Consider the following 16261-nt stretch of genomic DNA (forward strand, 5'->3'; position numbering starts at 1 on the left):
GTCGTGCCCGGCCCCCCGCAGCGCCTCCGCCGCCGCGCTCCCCACGTACCCCGTCGCTCCCGTCAGCAGCACCCTCATCCGGTCCCTCCGCGCAGGTCGTCCGTGTCCGTGATCGCCAGTGGACGCCGTGCAGGAAGCGCGCTACGGCCGGCGTGGAACGAGACGCTTGACCCGGACGGGGCGCGGGCGCAGAATAGAGACCGATCGGTCTCCAGCCGGTGGAGGCCCCTTCACACCTGAGCGAGCGGGCCACGGACGAGAGCCATGCGAAACGGCGAGCAGACGCGCGAGAACATCGTCCGGCAGGCGGCGGGGCTCTTCAACCGGCAGGGGTTCGCCGGGGCCTCCATGTCGGACATCATGGCGGCGACGGGGCTCCAGAAGGGGGGCATCTACCGGCACTTCGAGAGCAAGGAGGCGCTGGCGCTGGAAGCGTTCGACTACGCGGTGGACGCGATGGGGGGCCGATTCGCCGCGGCCATGGCGGAGCGGGCCCACGCGGTGGACCGGCTGCACGCGATCGTGGGCGTGTTCGCGCACATCCCCGAGGACCCGCCGGTCCCCGGGGGCTGCCCCATGATGAACGCCATGATCGACTCGGACGACGGCAACCCGCAGCTCCGCGACCGGGCGCGCCGGGCCATGGACGGGCTGCGGGGGCTGATCGCACGCACCGTCGCGGAGGGGACCGCGCGCGGCGAGGTCCGGCCCGGCACCGACGGCGACGCCCTGGCGACGGTACTGCTGGCGACGATGGAGGGCGCCGTGGCGCTGTCGCAGGCGTACGGCGATCCGGCGCACGTGCGGCGCGCGCGGGAGCACCTGGAGCGGTACCTGGACGGGAGCGTCCGCGCCTGACGGCGGGGCGCTCTCTTTTTTTGCCCACCATGAGACCGAACGGTCTCTTCGACACGGGAGGGGGCGATGGAAGCGAGGGTCTACGACGCCGTCGTGATCGGCGGGGGGCCGGGCGGGTACACGGCCGCGATCCGACTGGCCCAGCTCGGAAAGAGCGTGCTGTGCGTGGAGAGGGAGAGCCTGGGCGGCGTCTGCCTGAACTGGGGGTGCATCCCCAGCAAGGCGCTGATCTCGGCGGCCGGGCTGGTGGAGCGGATCCGCGAGGCGGAGACGATGGGGATCCGGGTCGGCGCGCCGGAGGTGGACTTCGCCCGCACCCAGGCGTGGAAGGACGGCATCGTGGCGCGGCTCACCGGGAGCGTGGCGACGCTGATCCGCGGCAACGGCGGCGAGGTGGCGCCCGGCACGGCGCGCCTGGTCGGCCCGAGCACGGTGGAGGTGCGGACCGCGGACGGCGCGGTGGAGCGTTACGAGGCACGCGACGCCGTCGTGGTGGCGACGGGGGCGCGGCTGGCCTCCATCCCCGGCTTCGAGGCGGACGGGGAGCGGATCATCACGGCGCGCGAGGCGGTCTCGCTCGGGGAGGTGCCGCGCTCGCTGGTGGTGATCGGGGGCGGGGTCATCGGGATGGAGCTGGGGATGATGTACCAGAGGCTGGGGACGAGCGTGGCGGTGGTGGAGGTCACGGAGGGGCTCCTCCCCGGGGTGGACGCCGACCTGGTGCGAGTGGTGGAGCGCCGGTTCCGGCGCCGGGGCGGCGAGGTCCTGACGGGCGCCCGCGCGCTCGGGTGGGAGCCGCGGGACGGCGCGGCGGCGGTGACGGTGGAGCACGGCGGCGGGACGCGGGTGCTGGAGGCGGAGCGGGTCCTCGTTTCCGTGGGCTTCCAGCCGAACGTCCGCGGACTGGGGCTGGAGGAGGTGGGGGTGCGGCTGGATGCGCGCGGCCACGTGGCGACCGACGACCGGATGCGCAGCTCCGTCCCGGGGATCTACGCCGTGGGCGACGTGGCCGGCGGTCCGTACCTGGCGCACAAGGCCTTTCGCGAAGCGGAGGTCGCCGCCGAGGTGATCGCCGGCCGGAACGTGCGACGCGACGTCTACGCGCTCCCCGCCGCCATCTTCACGGACCCGGAGATCGCGGTGGTGGGGATGACGGAGGCGGAGGCGCGGCGAGAGGGGCGCGTCGTAAAGGTGGGGAGGTTCCCCTTCGCCGCGTCCGGCCGGGCGATGTCGCTGGGCGACACGGACGGCTTCGTGAAGGTGGTCGCGGACGAGGAGCGGCTGCTGGGGGTGGGGATCGTCGGGCCGGAGGCGAGCGAGCTGGTCGCCGAGGCCGCCTTCGCCCTGGAGATGGTGGCCGCGGCCGAGGACGTGGCGCTCACCATCCACCCGCACCCCACCCTTTCCGAGGGGGTCATGGAGGCGTTCAAGCACGCGCTCGGCGAGGCGGTCCACGTGATGAACCGGCGCCCGGCCAGGCGGGCGGACGCGCCGGCTCTCGTGGGCATGGGCGCCTGAGAAAGCCCGCGGCTCCCCGATCCTCCCGGAGCGCGACGGCGGAGGGGGTGCCCGGGAATCCCGGACACCCCCTCGCTCATGGTCCCGACGGGCGGGCCTCAGCGGTCCGAGCCGCGCCCCGTCCGCTCCTGCAGCTCGTCGATCTTCTTGGACGCCTCCGCCTTGGTGAGGTTGTCGTCCACCTCTTCCCCCGCCTCCTCGGCCAGGGTGTGCAGGTAGGAGCGCTGGGCGCCCGTCATCTGCTCGTCCCCGGTGGTCCAGTTGTCCGGGTCCTTGATGGTGTTGCTCTGCTCGGCCTGGTCCTGCGTGCGCTTGTCGGTCATGATATGGTTTCCCGCTCTGGTGGTTGCGATTGCACTAACCCTATCGGGTGCAACCACTTACTGCATGATCCGTACCAAACAAAAACCGAAAACGGGAGCCCCCGGGGGTCTCCGCCCCGGGGGCCCGTTGCGCCCCATCGGGGCGGAGCACATTCTTCGAAGCAGACATCCTTGCGACCGGAGTCCAGCCACCTCCGTGCCATCCCGCGCACCGGGGGGCTCCGGCGCCCCTCCTGCCACCCTGCTCTCGGAAAAGGAGCCATGAGGCCACTCCTCGTCATTGCCTGCATCGTCCTGGTCTCCGCCTGCGCCTCCACTGCGGCCGGCACCGGGGAGACCGGCGTCGTCCGCTCCACCACGACCGTTTCCGGCTCCACGGGGACGGTGATTCTGGAGTCGTACAGCGACCGGGGGGGAGCGGCGTTCGTCGTCCCGGCGGAGGTGGACCGGGTGTGGGCGGCGCTGCCGGCCGTGTACAACCAGCTGGGGATCCCCATGGGGACGTCCGTCCCGGCGACCCGCACCTACGGCAACACCAGCCTGCAGCTGGGCCGCACCCTCGCTGGGAAGCCGGTGTCCGCCTGGCTCAACTGCGGGGAGGGGCCCTTCGGCGCGCCGCTGGCGAACAGCTACCGGGTCGTCGCCTCGATCGTCACCACCCTTGCCCCTGGCGCGAACGGACAGACCCAGCTGAGGACGATGGTGAACGCTACGGCCACGAACCGCGGCGTGAGCGGGGCTCCCGTGAACTGCGGAACGACGGGAGCACTGGAGACGCTGATTGCGGAGCGGGTGCGGCAGATCGTCGGCTCCTGACGGACCGGCCGGCGCCGGCACCGGCCGTTCCGGTCCTTCGCGCCTTCGAGGGCCAAAACAAGGGGAGGAGCCCGGGCAGGGCTCCTCCCCTCGGCCTATCCGGCACCTGCGCGCCTCAGCCGCCGCCGCGACGCTCCTCCGGTGGGCCGCTCAGCGACTCCTCGTCCACATCTGGTTCTCCCGGTCGATGTCGGCGAAGGCCCGCTCCGGGTCGATCTCCACCCGGACGACGGAGGCGGCGTCGCGCACCGGGACCGTGTGCCGCCGCGCCCCGTTCAGCCACACCTCCACGGGCACCTCGACCCGCTCCGTGCGTCCGTCCGCGCGCGTGATCGCGAGCCGCGCGGGCATGGGGGCGAGCCCCAGGTCGACCACGTCAACCTCCATCCGGTCGCCGGTGACCCGCACCTCGCCGATGGCCTGGTCCAGCGTCCAGGTCTCGTACCACCAGGTGCGCCAGAACCAGTCCAGGTCGCGCCCGGCCACGTCCTCGAAGGTGTTGAAAAGGTCGTACGGCTGCGGGTGCCGGTTGATCCACCGCCGGCCGTACTCGCGGTAGGCGCGGTGGAAGGTCTCCTCGCCGAGGAGCGCGCGGAGCATCGCCAGGTTGGTCGCCATCTTGGGGTAGCTGGCGATGGCGTACGCCCGCGTCTCCACCGGGTACCGGTCGCCGTGGCGCATCAGCTCCACCTCGCCGCCCACGTCCTCGCCCCCGCGCCGGGCCAGCGCCAGGTACTGGTCGCGGGCAATGGTCTCCAGGTCGTAGCCGTCGAAGAACTCGCGCATCGCCTGGGCCTGGTTGAAGCGCGTCAGCCCCTCGTCCTGCCAGGTGTAGCGCTTCTCGTCCGAGCCCACCTGCATGGGGAACCACATGTGCGCGATCTCGTGCACCGTCACCGAGTACAGCGAGAGCGTGTCGCGCCGGCCGCCGATGCACGTCATCATCGGGTACTCCATCCCCCCGCACGAGGTGGGGCCGTCCATGGCGGTCATGTGCGGGTACGGGTACGGCCACAGGTAGCGCGACAGGAACTCCACCGAGTGCTGCGAGAAGCGCGCGGACCGGTCCCACGCCCACTGCACCCGCTCGGGACGGTAGAAGGTGTGGATCGCGGCCGTGTCGGCGCGGCCGTCGCCGTTGGCGTCGCCGACCACGGCGGCGGTGGCGTCCCACAGGTAGCGCGGCGAGGCCCCCCAGGCGAAGTCGCGGACGTCGCGGGCGCTGAACCGCCAGGTGAGCTTCCCGTTCCGGGAGGTGCGGGTGGCCCGCCCCGCCCCGCGGTCGTCCGCCGTCACCACGTGCACGATCCCGCGGTCCCGCAGCGCCGCGTCCAGGCGCTGCCGGGTCTCCGGCGTGAGCACCTCCTCCGGGTTCTGGAGCGTCCCGGTGGCGCCCACCAGCCACCCCTCCGGCACGGTGAGCGACACGTCGTAGTCCGCGTATCCCATGTAGAACTCGGCGTTCCCCATGTACGGGTCCGCCTGCCACCCGGAGACGTCGTCGTACACCGCGACGTGCGGATACCAGTAGGCGACGAAGTACACCTCGCCGTCCGTCCCCGTGCGCGGCGCGCCGTCCGGCGGGACCACGTAGCTCCAGGTGAAGCCCAGCTCCGCGGTTCCTCCGGCGGGGAGCGGCTGCGGGAGGCGGATCCACGCCACGGTGCCGTCGACCGTGTACGCCGGCGTGCCCAGGGTGTCGAGCGCCGGCACCGCGTTCAGCGTGCGCCCCTGCGCGACCACCCGCGAAAGCTCCATCCCCCCGGTAACCGGGACCTTCTCGTTCCGGATGGCGTCCGGGGCGAAGAGGTTGGGGTGCAGGTGCACCGCGATCGTCCGCAGCTCGTCCGGGGAGCGGTTGTGGTACCGCACCGTCCCCATGCCGGAGAGCCGGCGGGTGGCCGGGTCCAGCTCGGCCGAAAGACGGTACTGCGCGTGCTGCGTCCAGTACCCGGGACCGGGGCGTCCGGTGCGGGTGCGGGTCCCCCGCTCCACCGCGCGGACGAACTCCGGCGTCTCCAGGACGGGGTACGGACGGGGGCGCGCGGCGGCCTCGGCGGCGGGCGCGGGCCGCGCCTGCGCCTGGACGGGGGCGCCCTCCGCCCCGAGCGCCAGCGCGAGCGCGGCGGCCAGGAGACGGGGGAGAGGGATCGGACTGGAAAGGGTCATTCGCGTAGATCCTCCGCTCGGTTGCGGGAACAAAAGACGCGGCAATCTACAGCGGAGGTGCCGGCGGGGCCATGCGGAGCGGGAGCGTGCCGGGGTCGCGGGAGGGAGGGAGCGCCCGGGGAGGAGCCGGAGGGGGGACTACGGGCGGGCGCCGTTCCCTTCCGGCTCGAAGACGACGCGCGCGGGGACGCCCACCGGCTCCCACCCCTCGCGCGGGATCGCCATGCCGATGCCGGCCCCGGCCGCGGCGCCGCCGCCGGCGAAGATGGGGATGACGAGCCACGCGCCCGGCGCGGCCCCCTCCTCCCGCTCCGTCCGCCAGAAGGTGTACGCCCCCAGCGCCGCCCCGGCGAGCCCGCCCACGATCGTGCCCCGGTGGATCATGGAGCCGACCCGCCCGCGGCTCAGCTGCAGCCGCGTGAGAGAGGCCTGGTCCAGCGCCAGCGGGCGCCCCCACCGGCGGGTGACCGGGTCGATGATGACGGTGGTGGAGTCCGCGAAGATGATGCGGCCCACGATCCAGGTGCGGGTCAGCTCGGGGGCCATCAGGCGGATGCGCGCCCCCACCACCACGGGGGCGGAGTCCTGCGCCGCGGCGGGTGCGGCCAGGAGGAGGAGCGCGAGGAGCAGGGGCGTCGTGCTGGGCATGTCCGGTTTCCCTGGTGCGGACGGCGCGGGCGGCTAGGCGACGAGCTTCCGGAGGCGCTCCACCGCCGCGTGGAGGGTCTCGTCGCGCTTGCAGAAGCAGAAGCGGACCAGGTGCGCGCCGCTCGCCGGATCCGCGTAGAAGCTGGATCCCGGGACGCAGGCGACGCCCACCTCCCGGATCAGGTGACGCGTGAAATCCAGATCTGATGCAAAGCCGAAGCCGCTCACGTCGGTCATGACGTAGTAGGCGCCACGGGGGGTGAAGGTCCGGAACCCCACCTCCTCCAGCGCCGGGAGGAGCAGGTCGCGCCGGGCGCGGTAGTGCTCGGCCAGCTGCGCGTAGTACTCCGGCGGCAGCGAGAGCGCGTACGCACCCGCGGCCTGGAGCGGCGCGGCGGCGCCCACCGTGAGGAAGTCGTGCACCTTGCGGATGGCGCCGGTGATGTCGGGCGGGGCGATGCACCAGCCCACCCGCCACCCGGTCACCGAGTAGGTCTTGGAGAGCGAGTTCACCACCACGGTGCGCTCGCGCATCCCCTCCAGCTGCGCCATGCAGACGTGCTCCGCGGGCGTGCCGTCCTCGTCCGGGTAGAGGATGTGCTCGTAGATCTCGTCCGTGAGGCACAGCACGTCGTGCTCGCGGCAGAGCCCGGCGATGAACTCCATCTCCTCGCGGGTGAACACCTTCCCCGACGGGTTGTTGGGGTTGCAGAGGATGATGGCGCGGGTCCGCGCGTTGAAGGCGGCCGCCAGCTCGTCGCGGTCGAAGCTCCAGTCCGGCGCCCGCAGGGAGACGTAGCGCGGCGTGGCCTGGGAGAGGATGGCGTCCGGGCCGTAGTTCTCGTAGAAGGGCTCGAAGATCACCACCTCGTCGCCGGGGTCCACCGTCGCCATCAGCGTGGCGATCATGGCCTCGGTGGACCCGCAGGTGACGGTGAGCTCCGTCTCCGGGTCCACCTCCAGCCCCAGGTACCACGCCGTCTTGCGGGCGATGGCGTCGCGGAAGTCCTTCGCCCCCCAGGTGATGGCGTACTGGTTCACGTCGGCCGCGATGGCCCTCTCCGCGGCGCGCTTCACGTCCTCGGGCGCCGGGAAGTCCGGGAACCCCTGCGACAGGTTCACGGCCCCGTGCTTCATGGCCTCGCGCGTCATCTCGCGGATGACGGACTCGGTGAACAGGCTGGCGCGGTGCGAGACGCGCGTGCGCGCCGGGGGGGTGCCGGACATGGGTTCGGATGGACGGGCGGGAGGGACGTGGGACGCGTTCCCTCTACGGATACTGCCTGCGGCGACGAAGCGCAATGCGCGTCGTGGCGTTTCCGGTACGGAGCCCGCCGCGAGTGCGGTGGTGGGGCACAAACCTGCGCCGACACCACGCGGGAGGCAAGGGTGCGGCAGGGAGCCCCGCGTGAGGGATGCGAGCCCGAAGGGGCGAGACTCCGCGGCTGTTTGCGGAGGCTCGCCGCCGTTAGCCAGCGTTGTGTGCTGGCTTCCGGCGCCACAGCCCGACCCCCGCGCCAGCGGGGGGCACGCCCAAACCAACTGCAGCCCCTTACTTCTTCAACCGCTCCAGGTGCTGCTTGCGGAACTTGGACACCTTGGGCGCCACCACCACCTGACAGTACGGCTGGAACGGGTTGCGGCGGAAGTACTCCTGGTGGTACGCCTCCGCCGGGTAGAACTCCGCCACCGGCGCCAGCTGCGTGACGATGGGGGCGTCCCACACCCCCTCGCGCTCCAGCTCCGCGATCACGCCTTCCGCGACCGCCTTCTGCTCCGGGGAGTGGTAGAAGACGGCGGAGCGGTACTGCGTCCCAACGTCGTTCCCCTGGCGGTTCAGCGTGGTGGGGTCGTGGATGCCGAAGAACACCTCCAGGATCTCCCGGAAGGAGACCACGTCCGGGTCGAAGGTGACCCGCACCACCTCCGCGTGCCCCGTGGTCCCGGAGCACACCGCCTCGTAGCTGGGATTCGGCACGCCGCCGCCGGTGTAGCCGGACACCACGTCCTCCACCCCGCGGAGGTCGTCGTACACCGCTTCCAGGCACCAGAAGCACCCCCCCGCCAGGGTGGCGACCTCCCGCTGCTTCTCACTCATCTTCCCCTTCCTCGCTCCTGTTCGACCGGGCGGCACCTCCCGCCGCGGGAGGTGCCGCCCACGCAGGTTCGCTGCCAGGGCGGCGCGGCCGGGCTCAGATCGGCTGATTGTTGTTCAGGCGGAGCCAGCCCTTGATCACGCGGTACACGAACCAGGCGAAGATCGCCAGCCCGCCCACGATCCCCGCCAGACCCAGCGAGAGCGCCCCGCCCGCCGTCCCCACGTCGCTCCCGATGGAGGCCGCCCCCGCGGTGCCGACGGCGAGCACCACCATCACCAGGCCCAGCAGCAGCCCGAAGAGCAGCGACAGCCAGAAGGTGCGGATCTGCCAGCGGAAGTGCGACTCCACCCAGGTGCCGCGCGCCTCGTCCCGCTTCACGTAGTTGATGATCACCGCCACGAACAGGGTCACCCCGATGATGATGGAGGCGGCCTGCAGGGCGTAGACCACCGTCGCGAGCCCCTTCGCGGAGGAGACCTGGGCGGACGGGGCGGCGGGGTCGTGCGCGACGTAGGGGTTGCTCATGTCGGGCTCCTCGGGTGAGGTGGGTGGGAGCGCGGCGGGTCCGCCACGCCGGTCGGCCGCAGCGGAGGCGAGTCAGTCCTCGCCCCCGCCGCGCCCGGGGTTGTTCAGCCGGTTGCGCAACGTCCGCACGCTCATCCCCAGCAGCTCCGCCGCGCGCGTGCGGTTGCCGCCGGACACCTCCAGCGCCCGCCCGATCAGCACCCGCTCGGCCTCGTCGAGGTTGAGCGAGTGGAGGACGACGGCGCCGTCTTCCGTCGGCGCGGAGCCGCCCGCGGCGGCGTGGGCCGACGCGGAAGAGGCGCCCGGCGCGGCGTAGGCGGGGAGCGGCACCTCCGGGAGCGTCTGCGCGAGCCCGAAGCGCTGCCCCTGGAAGGCGTAGGGCTGGAGCACCTCCTCCGGCGAGAGGATCACCGCGCGCTCGACGGCGTGCTGCAGCTCGCGGACGTTCCCCGGCCAGGGGTACCGCATGAGCCACTCCAGCGCCGCGGGGGAGATCCCCCGGACCTCCTTTCCGGTCTCGGCCGCCGTGCGCAGGGCGAAGCGGTAGGCGAGGGAGGGGACGTCCTCCGGCCGGGCGCGGAGCGGGGGGATCTGGATGGGGATGGTGCTGAGGCGGAAGTACAGGTCCTGCCGGAAGCTCCCCGCCGCGGCCTCGGCGGCCAGGTCGCGGTTGGTGGTGGCGACCACCCGCACGTCCACCCGGATGGGGCTGGTGCCGCCCACCCGCTCGAACTCCTGCTCCTGCAGGACGCGGAGGAGCTTGGCCTGCAGGTCCAGCCGCATCTCCGAGACCTCGTCCAGGAGGAGGGTGCCGCGGTGCGCCCGCTCGAAGGCGCCCTCCACCCGCCTCACCGCCCCGGTGAACGCCCCCCGCTCGTGGCCGAAGAGGGCGCTCTCCACCAGCCCTTCCGGGAGCGCCGCGCAGTTGAGCTTGATGAACGGGCGGTCGCGCCGGTCGCTCTGGTCGTGGAGGGCCCGCGCGAACAGCTCTTTCCCCGTGCCGCTCTCCCCCTGCAGGAGCACCGTGGCGCGCGTGGGCGCGGCCGTCGCCACCGTCTGCAGGATGCGGCGCAGCGCCGCGCTCTCCCCGATGATCTGCCGCTCGTTGCGGAACTCCATCACCTCGCGCCGCAGCGACTCGTTCTCGCGGCGCAGGCGCACGAACTCCAGCGCCTGGTCGACGGCCAGGCGCAGCTGCTCCGGGCGCACCGGCTTGGTGATGTAGTCCACCGCCCCGGCCTTGATCGCCGCCACCGCGTGCTCGATGCTGGCGTACCCGGTGAGCATGATCAGCGGGACGTCGTACCCCTCGCGCTGGAGCAGATCCAGGAGCTCCAGCCCGGTGAGCCCCGGCATCCGGTAGTCGGAGATCACTAGGTCCACACCGCCGCGCGCGAGCACCTGGAGCGCCTCGGGGACGCCGCGCGCGCCGACGGGAGTGTGCCCGGCCCGCTCCAGCGTGTCCTGGAGGATCAGGCCGACCGCGGGCTCGTCGTCGACGTGGAGGATGGTGGCCATGCCAGGAGAGGAACCGCGGCGCTAAACTCGGGGAAGGGCGCGTCCGACACTTTTTCAACATACCCGTGCCCCCCGTGCACGGCAACCGCGGGAGGGCGTGCCACGCACGCACCCCGCGGGGCACTCCACGACGGCCGCCGACGGCCCAAGTTTCCCGGACGCCTGCCGATACCCGGTACGAGGAGGAGATCCCATGCGAATCCACGACACGTCCGCCGAGCCGGAGCGCGCGGAGCCGGTACGCGGCGGCCCGGAAGCGGAGCTCACCCCCGAGCGCATCGCGGAGATCCGGCGGCGGATCCGGGAGGGCGCGTACGACTCGGCCGCCGTCGCGGGAGAGGTCGCCCGGCGGATCCTGCGGCGCGGCGACCTGTGACGGCCGCGGGCACGCGGCCCGGGGGAGGGCGCCCGCCTCAGCCGCGGAAGAACGCCGCGATCCGCCGCATCGCCTCGTCCAGCACCTCCTCGCCCGTCACCCAGGAGAGGCGCAGCCACCCTTCCCCGCTCTCCCCGAAGGCGGTTCCGGGCACCGCCACCACCCGCTGCTCCTCCAGCAGCCGCTCCGTGGCGCCCAGCGAATCTCCCGCCAGGCGCTCCGGGAGCCGCACCAGGCAGTAGAAGGTCCCCTCCGGCGGCAGGTGCGGGACGCCGTGGCGCTCCGCCGAGGCGAGGAGCGCGGCGCGGGTGCGCCGGTAGAGGGGCCGGTGTGCGGCCAGCGAGGCCGGGTCGCGGAACAGCTCCAGCGCCACCGCCTGCGAGAAGGTGCTGGCGGCGGTGTTCACGAACTGGTGCACCTTGACCGCCGCGGCCACGACCTCCGGCGGACCCACGAGCCATCCCAGCCGGAGCCCGGTGAGCGCGTTGCTCTTGGAGAGCGAGCCGGCCACCAGCGTGTGCGGGTACACCTCCGCGATGCCGAGGGGCGGCTCCGGGGTGAAGTACAGCTCCCGGTACACCTCGTCGGACAGGACGTACACCGGCGGGCCCGGCCGCTCCGCCAGCCCCGCGGCGAGCGCGCGCAGCTCCGCCTCCGGCCAGATCCGCCCCGTGGGGTTGCAGGGCGAGGCGATCACCACCAGGCGCGTGTCCGGCCGCAGCGCCTCCAGCACCGCCGCCGCGCTCGGCGCGAAGCCGTCCCGAGCGTCCAGGGCGACCGTGCGGTGGCGGATCCCCTCCAGCATGCAGAGCTTGGCGTAGGCCAGGTACGCCGGCTCCACCACCAGCACCTCGTCCCGGGCGGGGTCCACCACTGTCTTGATCGCCAGGTAGAGCGCCTCCTCCGAACCGATGGTGACGCACACCCCCGCCTTTCCCGGCTCCCCCGGGAGCGCGTAGTAGCCCGCGATCCGCTCGCGCAGCTCGTCCCACCCGGCGTTGGGGGTGTATGGGCAGCCGTGCTCCCGCACCCACGCCGTGGCCGCCTCGAAGGGGGCCGGATCGGGGCGGAGCGTGGGCTCGCCCATGCACAGGTCGATATCGCCCGGCCGCTTGCGGGCGTTGATCGCCCGGATGATGGAGGGCGGGATGTCGGCGATGAGGGGGTTCATGACGGCAGGTCGGCAGGGGTAAACGGGACAGCCTGCGGCTGCAGGACGGGAGCCTCTGCGTCAGCCCCGGGAGAAGAAGCGCAGGAGGGCGGAGTAGACGAACTCCAGCGACTCGGTCGGGCACCACTCGTTGGCCTGGTGCGCCTGGGAGGTCTCGCCGGGGCCGAAGTTCACCGCGGGGACCGCGCGGGTGGTGAAGCGCGCCACGTCGGTCCACGCCTGCTTGGGCTGCAGCGGCAGGGCCTCCGCGCGGCGCCAGGGCTCCAGCAGCGGGTGGTCCAGGTACACCGTCCCCGCGGGGGAGCGGTCGTGCACGTCCACCTCGCCGTCGCCGCCCACCAGCGCGCGGAGCTCCTCCTCGGCCTCCTCGATCGTGCGGCCCGGGGCGAAGCGGACGTTCACGTTCAGGAGCAGGGCGTCCGGCACCACGTTCTTGGAGTTGGCGGTGCTGGCCTGCGTGACCCCCATTACCTCGTAGAAGGTCAGCTCCCCGAAGCGCACCGGGCGGCGCTCCAGCGCGGCGAAGCGCTCCAGCAGCGGGAGGGCAAGGTACAGCGCGTTCTCCCCCTGCCACGGGCGGGCGCTGTGGGCGCGCTTCCCGCGCACGGTGACGGTGGCGTTCAGCACGCCCATGCACCCCAGCTGCAGCGCCCGGTCGGTGGGCTCCAGGATGAAGGCGAAGTCGATCTCCGGGAGCACCCCGCTCTCCAGCACCGGCTCCAGCCCGTTGTTCGCGAAGGGCCCCTCCTCCGCGTCGTAGAAGATCCAGACCGGCCGCGCCCCCTGCAGCTCCCGCCAGCGGTCCAGCAGCGCCAGCATGACCGCCACCCCGCCCTTCATGTCGCTGGCGCCGCACCCGTACACCCGCCCGTCGCGCACCGCGTAGTCCTGGTCCTCCGCGCACCGCACCGTGTCCAGGTGCCCCACCAGCGCGACGGTGGGCCCCGCGTCCCCGCCCGCGTACGGGTCGCACACCACCGAGTGCCCGATGCGGTGCACGGCCCCCGGCCCCACGCGCGAGACGCAGCGCGCCTCCACCCAGTCCGCGATCCGTGCCTCGCGCCCGGTCTCGCTGGGGATGCGGCACAGCTCCAGCGTGAGATCCGCAAGGTCGTCCGCGGTGTGGCCCCGCGCCATCCGGCTCACACCTGCACGTTGAAGGTCCGGAGCACGTCGTTCAGCGACGTCTTCCGGTCCGTGGACTCCCTGCGCGTCCCGATGATCAGCGCGCAGGGGACGTGGAAGGTCCCCGCCGGGAACTCCTTGGGCTGCGACCCGGGGATCACCACCGAGCGGGCGGGGATGCGCCCCTTGGTGACGCGCGGCTCGGAGCCGGTCACGTCGATGACCTGCGTGGACGCGGTGAGCACCACCCCCGCCCCCAGCACCGCCTCCTCCTCCACCACCACCCCCTCCACCACGATGCAGCGCGAGCCGACGAAGGCGCCGTCCTCGATGATCACCGGCGACGCGCCCGGCGGCTCCAGCACCCCGCCGATCCCCACCCCGCCCGAGAGGTGCACCCCCTTGCCGACCTGCGCGCAGGAGCCCACGGTTGCCCAGGTGTCCACCATGGTCCCGGCGCCCACGTACGCCCCGATGTTCACGTAGCCGGGCATCACCACGCACCCGGGCTCCAGGAAGGCGCCGTAGCGCACCACGCCGGGGGGGACGACGCGGATTCCCTGCGCCTCCAGCTCCGTCTTGGTGGCGATCTTGTCGTAGAAGCGGAGGTCGCCCGCGTCCATCGGCTCCAGCGGCCGGAGGGCGAAGTACAGCAGGATCGCCTCCTTCACCCAGGCGTTCACCCGCCACTCGCCCCCGGTCTTCTCCGCCACACGGAGCTCCCCGCGGTCCAGCAGCGCGATGGTCTCCTCCACGGCCCGAGGCGTGTCGCCGTCCTTGAGACGCTCCCGCTCCGTGTACGCCGCCGAGACCAGCTCCTCCAGCTTCGCCAGCTCCATCCTCGTCCTCTCCTCCGGTTCGTGGGTCCCGCCTCGCCTCCCGCGAGGGGCGGCAACGTAAGTGCTCGCGTCGGGGGCGACAAGCGAGGCCGTCCCGGCCACGCGCCCGGAACGTGGCAGGATCCGCGCCCCCACCGTTAGATTGTGCGCCGCCGGACACGAACCCCGTTCCCCGCACCGACATGCAGCGCACCGACCGCCGCGCCCTCGCCCTGTTCCTCCTCGTCGGCGCCCTCGGGCTCGGCGGGGCCGGGTTCCTGCTCGCGAAGCGGCCGCCGACGTTCCACGGGACCACCTACACCGAGGTCACGCCTGCGCCCCCCTTCGCGCTCACGGACCACACCGGCCGGCGCGTCACGCTGGACGACTACCGGGGGAAGGTGGTGCTCCTCTTCTACGGCTTCACGCACTGCCCGGACGTCTGCCCCACGACGCTGGCGAAGCTGGCGCGGGTGGCCGAGGGGCTGGGGCGCAGGGCGGACGACGTGCAGATCCTGCTGGTGACCGTCGACCCGGAGCGCGACACCCCCGCCGCCCTGGGCGAGTACGTGCGCCGCTTCGGCCCGCGCGCCGCCGGGCTTACCGGCGACAGCGCGGCGCTGGCGGAGGCCTACCGCGGCTACGGCGTCTACACCCTCGAGGGCGGCCCCCACGCCGCGGGGCACGGTTCCGCGAGCGGAGGACACCGGTCCATGACCCACAGCTCCGTGGTGTACGGCATCGACCGCAGGGGCCGCCTGGTGGTCGTCATCCCCCCCGAGGCCGACGACCGGGCGGTGCGCGACGACGTCCGCGCGCTCCTCCGGCTCTGAGCGGCGCTTGGGCGGGGTCGCCACCCTCACCCTGGTCCGGTACTCCCCCGCGCGGGCCGTGCTGGGGGCGGCCCGGGTGGCGGCGGACGCGCCCCGGCTCCGCCGCACGCCGGGGCTCCGCTTCTTCAGGTCGATGGGGACGGGGAGCGGGATCGGCTTCAGCGCGAAGCCGGACCTGCGCACCTGGGCCCTCTTCGCCGCCTGGGAGACGGCGGATGCCTGGGAGCGCTTCCGCGCCGGCTCGCCCCTGCTGCGCCGCCACGAGGGGCGCGAGGAGGTCTTCTCGCTGCTCCTCGAGCCGGTCGCGGCGCACGGCCGCTGGAGCGGCAGCGAGCCCTTCGGTGCGGTGCCGCGGGACGCCACCGTCCGCGCCGACCAGCCGGTGGCGGTGCTCACCCGCGCCACGCTGCGCACCGCGCGCGCCCTCCGCTTCTGGTCGCGCGTGGCGCCGGTGGACCTCACCCTGCGCGCGGAGCCGGACCTCCTCGCCTCCTTCGGCTTCGGCGAGGTGCCGTTCCTCCGGCAGGGGACGCTGAGCGTCTGGCGCACGCGCACCGCCATGGAGGCGTGGGCCTACCGTACGCCGGAACACGCGGAGACCGTGCGCCGCACCCGCGCGGAGGGGTGGTACGCCGAGGAGCTGTTCGCGCGGTTCCGGGTGCTGCGGAGCTACGGCACCCTCCGGGGGAAGGACCCGCTCGCCGCGACGTGTCCCGCCGGCCGCACGGCGTAGCCGCGGGCCCGGCACTGGACGGCCCCTGTACCGTTCGGTATATTTCCCCGTCCGCCAGCGCTGCCGTGGCGGGCGGGCCGCGGAACGCACCGGGAGGGGCGATGAACAACCGGACGGCGCTGCTGGAGAGTGCGCTCCGGCTCTTCGCGGAGCGGGGATACGACGCCGTGGGCGTGCAGGAGGTCTGCGACGCGGCGGGGGTGACCAAGCCGACCCTGTACCACTACTTCGGGAGCAAGCGCGGCCTGCTGGAGACGCTGGTCCGCGAGCGGTACGCGCCCTTCGTGGAGCGCCTGGCGCAGCTCGCCGGGTACACGGGCGACCTGCCGGCGACCCTGCAGCGGGTGGTGGGCGGCTGGTTCCGCTTCGCGGGGAGCGAGCCCAGGCTCTCCCGGCTGATGCTGGCGCTCTGGTTCGCCTCCCCCGCCTCCGAGGCCGTCCAGGTGGTCGCGCCGGCCCAGGCGGAGCAGCGGAGGATCCTGGAGGAGCTCTTCGCGCGGGCGGCGCAGGACCACGGCAACATGCGGGGACGGGAGCAGGCGTACGCGCTGACGCTCCTGGGGATGGTTCACACCTACGTGGGCCTGGCGCTGAACGGCGGACCCGCGCCGGACGACGAGCTGGTTCGCCGCGCGGTACACCAGTTCTCCCATGGGATCTACTCGTAGGGCGGAGCGGCTTTCTTTTCGCTCCATCCTATACCGACCGGTACGTATACACAGGAGGAGCCA

At 73.1% G+C, this 16261-nt stretch carries 17 protein-coding genes; 7 read left to right on the plus strand and 10 right to left on the minus strand.

All coding sequences use genetic code 11. The features are described from left to right. The first annotated feature begins 264 nt into the window (after positions 1 to 264). Together VGR37_14245 and lpdA are read left to right on the plus strand one after the other, a co-directional pair. Positions 265 to 858: a TetR/AcrR family transcriptional regulator gene (locus VGR37_14245; protein HEV2148560.1), complete on the plus strand. Its 594-nt coding sequence runs from the start codon at positions 265 to 267 to the stop codon at positions 856 to 858. 66 nt (positions 859 to 924) lie between these two features. Next, a complete protein-coding gene (gene lpdA, locus VGR37_14250; protein HEV2148561.1) occupies positions 925 to 2376 on the plus strand; it encodes a dihydrolipoyl dehydrogenase in 1452 nt (483 codons plus the stop codon). 98 nt (positions 2377 to 2474) lie between these two features. Here lpdA and VGR37_14255 read toward each other — a convergent pair whose 3' ends face one another. After that, entirely contained in the window at positions 2475 to 2699 is a 225-nt protein-coding gene (locus VGR37_14255; protein HEV2148562.1) for a DUF3072 domain-containing protein, read from the minus strand. Between the two features lie 261 nt (positions 2700 to 2960). Between VGR37_14255 and VGR37_14260 the strand changes: the two genes are divergently transcribed. Then, a complete protein-coding gene (locus tag VGR37_14260; protein ID HEV2148563.1) occupies positions 2961 to 3515 on the plus strand; it encodes a hypothetical protein in 555 nt (184 codons plus the stop codon). A gap of 150 nt (positions 3516 to 3665) precedes the next feature. On the opposite strand, the gene VGR37_14265 is transcribed toward VGR37_14260, so the two are convergent. From VGR37_14265 to VGR37_14290, 6 genes are all read right to left on the minus strand, one after another. Then, on the minus strand, positions 3666 to 5684 hold the full coding sequence (locus tag VGR37_14265) for a M1 family metallopeptidase (protein HEV2148564.1): 2019 nt from the start codon (positions 5682 to 5684) through the stop codon (positions 3666 to 3668). Between the two features lie 138 nt (positions 5685 to 5822). Next, positions 5823 to 6332, minus strand: coding sequence for a hypothetical protein (locus tag VGR37_14270; GenBank protein ID HEV2148565.1), 510 nt, complete (start codon positions 6330 to 6332; stop codon positions 5823 to 5825). A 33-nt stretch (positions 6333 to 6365) separates the two neighbouring features. Beyond that, positions 6366 to 7559 carry an aminotransferase class I/II-fold pyridoxal phosphate-dependent enzyme gene (locus tag VGR37_14275; protein HEV2148566.1) on the minus strand — a complete coding sequence of 398 codons (1194 nt, stop codon included), beginning with the start codon at positions 7557 to 7559 and terminating at the stop codon, positions 6366 to 6368. A gap of 325 nt (positions 7560 to 7884) precedes the next feature. After that, a complete protein-coding gene (gene msrA / locus VGR37_14280) occupies positions 7885 to 8430 on the minus strand; it encodes a peptide-methionine (S)-S-oxide reductase MsrA (protein HEV2148567.1) in 546 nt (181 codons plus the stop codon). A gap of 94 nt (positions 8431 to 8524) precedes the next feature. After that, a complete protein-coding gene (locus tag VGR37_14285) occupies positions 8525 to 8956 on the minus strand; it encodes a hypothetical protein (protein ID HEV2148568.1) in 432 nt (143 codons plus the stop codon). A gap of 72 nt (positions 8957 to 9028) precedes the next feature. Continuing rightward, a complete protein-coding gene (locus tag VGR37_14290; protein ID HEV2148569.1) occupies positions 9029 to 10474 on the minus strand; it encodes a sigma-54 dependent transcriptional regulator in 1446 nt (481 codons plus the stop codon). Positions 10475 to 10667: 193 nt separating this feature from the next. Between VGR37_14290 and VGR37_14295 the strand changes: the two genes are divergently transcribed. Then, positions 10668 to 10850 carry a hypothetical protein gene (locus tag VGR37_14295; GenBank protein ID HEV2148570.1) on the plus strand — a complete coding sequence of 61 codons (183 nt, stop codon included), beginning with the start codon at positions 10668 to 10670 and terminating at the stop codon, positions 10848 to 10850. 37 nt (positions 10851 to 10887) lie between these two features. Here the strand turns inward: VGR37_14295 and VGR37_14300 are convergent, their stop codons facing one another. From VGR37_14300 to VGR37_14310, 3 genes are read right to left on the minus strand one after another with little or no spacing between them, the layout of a single operon-like run. Then, positions 10888 to 12021: a pyridoxal phosphate-dependent aminotransferase gene (locus VGR37_14300; GenBank protein HEV2148571.1), complete on the minus strand. Its 1134-nt coding sequence runs from the start codon at positions 12019 to 12021 to the stop codon at positions 10888 to 10890. 60 nt (positions 12022 to 12081) lie between these two features. Beyond that, positions 12082 to 13158, minus strand: coding sequence for a succinyl-diaminopimelate desuccinylase (gene dapE / locus VGR37_14305; protein HEV2148572.1), 1077 nt, complete (start codon positions 13156 to 13158; stop codon positions 12082 to 12084). A 5-nt stretch (positions 13159 to 13163) separates the two neighbouring features. Continuing rightward, on the minus strand, positions 13164 to 13985 hold the full coding sequence (locus VGR37_14310) for a 2,3,4,5-tetrahydropyridine-2,6-dicarboxylate N-succinyltransferase (protein ID HEV2148573.1): 822 nt from the start codon (positions 13983 to 13985) through the stop codon (positions 13164 to 13166). A 182-nt stretch (positions 13986 to 14167) separates the two neighbouring features. On the opposite strand from VGR37_14310, the gene VGR37_14315 reads away from it, so the two are divergent. The 3 genes from VGR37_14315 (at position 14168) to VGR37_14325 (ending at position 16198) form a co-directional block, all read left to right on the plus strand. Beyond that, positions 14168 to 14797 carry an SCO family protein gene (locus VGR37_14315; protein HEV2148574.1) on the plus strand — a complete coding sequence of 210 codons (630 nt, stop codon included), beginning with the start codon at positions 14168 to 14170 and terminating at the stop codon, positions 14795 to 14797. A 7-nt stretch (positions 14798 to 14804) separates the two neighbouring features. Continuing rightward, the gene (locus VGR37_14320) at positions 14805 to 15530 is read left to right on the plus strand and encodes a hypothetical protein (GenBank protein HEV2148575.1); all 726 of its coding nucleotides are present in this window, start codon (positions 14805 to 14807) and stop codon (positions 15528 to 15530) included. Between the two features lie 101 nt (positions 15531 to 15631). Beyond that, positions 15632 to 16198 (plus strand): TetR/AcrR family transcriptional regulator, encoded by a 567-nt coding sequence (locus VGR37_14325; protein HEV2148576.1) that lies wholly within the window; start codon positions 15632 to 15634, stop codon positions 16196 to 16198. Positions 16199 to 16261 lie beyond the last annotated feature (63 nt).

The organism is Longimicrobiaceae bacterium, from assembly GCA_035936415.1.
In the GTDB taxonomy this organism is placed as follows: Bacteria; Gemmatimonadota; Gemmatimonadetes; order Longimicrobiales; family Longimicrobiaceae; genus JAFAYN01.

What these genes read in the sequence shown, in the direction of transcription:
- VGR37_14285 (HEV2148568.1), bottom strand. Translation starts at nt 8,956, where the DNA reads ATGAGCAACCCCTACGTCGCGCACGACCCCGCCGCCCCGTCCGCCCAG.
- VGR37_14290 (HEV2148569.1), bottom strand. Translation starts at nt 10,474, where the DNA reads ATGGCCACCATCCTCCACGTCGACGACGAGCCCGCGGTCGGCCTGATC.
- msrA (HEV2148567.1), bottom strand. Translation starts at nt 8,430, where the DNA reads ATGAGTGAGAAGCAGCGGGAGGTCGCCACCCTGGCGGGGGGGTGCTTC.
- VGR37_14295 (HEV2148570.1), top strand. Translation starts at nt 10,668, where the DNA reads ATGCGAATCCACGACACGTCCGCCGAGCCGGAGCGCGCGGAGCCGGTA.
- dapE (HEV2148572.1), bottom strand. Translation starts at nt 13,158, where the DNA reads ATGGCGCGGGGCCACACCGCGGACGACCTTGCGGATCTCACGCTGGAG.
- VGR37_14310 (HEV2148573.1), bottom strand. Translation starts at nt 13,985, where the DNA reads ATGGAGCTGGCGAAGCTGGAGGAGCTGGTCTCGGCGGCGTACACGGAG.
- VGR37_14260 (HEV2148563.1), top strand. Translation starts at nt 2,961, where the DNA reads ATGAGGCCACTCCTCGTCATTGCCTGCATCGTCCTGGTCTCCGCCTGC.
- VGR37_14300 (HEV2148571.1), bottom strand. Translation starts at nt 12,021, where the DNA reads ATGAACCCCCTCATCGCCGACATCCCGCCCTCCATCATCCGGGCGATC.
- VGR37_14315 (HEV2148574.1), top strand. Translation starts at nt 14,168, where the DNA reads ATGCAGCGCACCGACCGCCGCGCCCTCGCCCTGTTCCTCCTCGTCGGC.
- lpdA (HEV2148561.1), top strand. Translation starts at nt 925, where the DNA reads ATGGAAGCGAGGGTCTACGACGCCGTCGTGATCGGCGGGGGGCCGGGC.
- VGR37_14265 (HEV2148564.1), bottom strand. Translation starts at nt 5,684, where the DNA reads ATGACCCTTTCCAGTCCGATCCCTCTCCCCCGTCTCCTGGCCGCCGCG.
- VGR37_14255 (HEV2148562.1), bottom strand. Translation starts at nt 2,699, where the DNA reads ATGACCGACAAGCGCACGCAGGACCAGGCCGAGCAGAGCAACACCATC.
- VGR37_14325 (HEV2148576.1), top strand. Translation starts at nt 15,632, where the DNA reads ATGAACAACCGGACGGCGCTGCTGGAGAGTGCGCTCCGGCTCTTCGCG.
- VGR37_14275 (HEV2148566.1), bottom strand. Translation starts at nt 7,559, where the DNA reads ATGTCCGGCACCCCCCCGGCGCGCACGCGCGTCTCGCACCGCGCCAGC.
- VGR37_14245 (HEV2148560.1), top strand. Translation starts at nt 265, where the DNA reads ATGCGAAACGGCGAGCAGACGCGCGAGAACATCGTCCGGCAGGCGGCG.
- VGR37_14270 (HEV2148565.1), bottom strand. Translation starts at nt 6,332, where the DNA reads ATGCCCAGCACGACGCCCCTGCTCCTCGCGCTCCTCCTCCTGGCCGCA.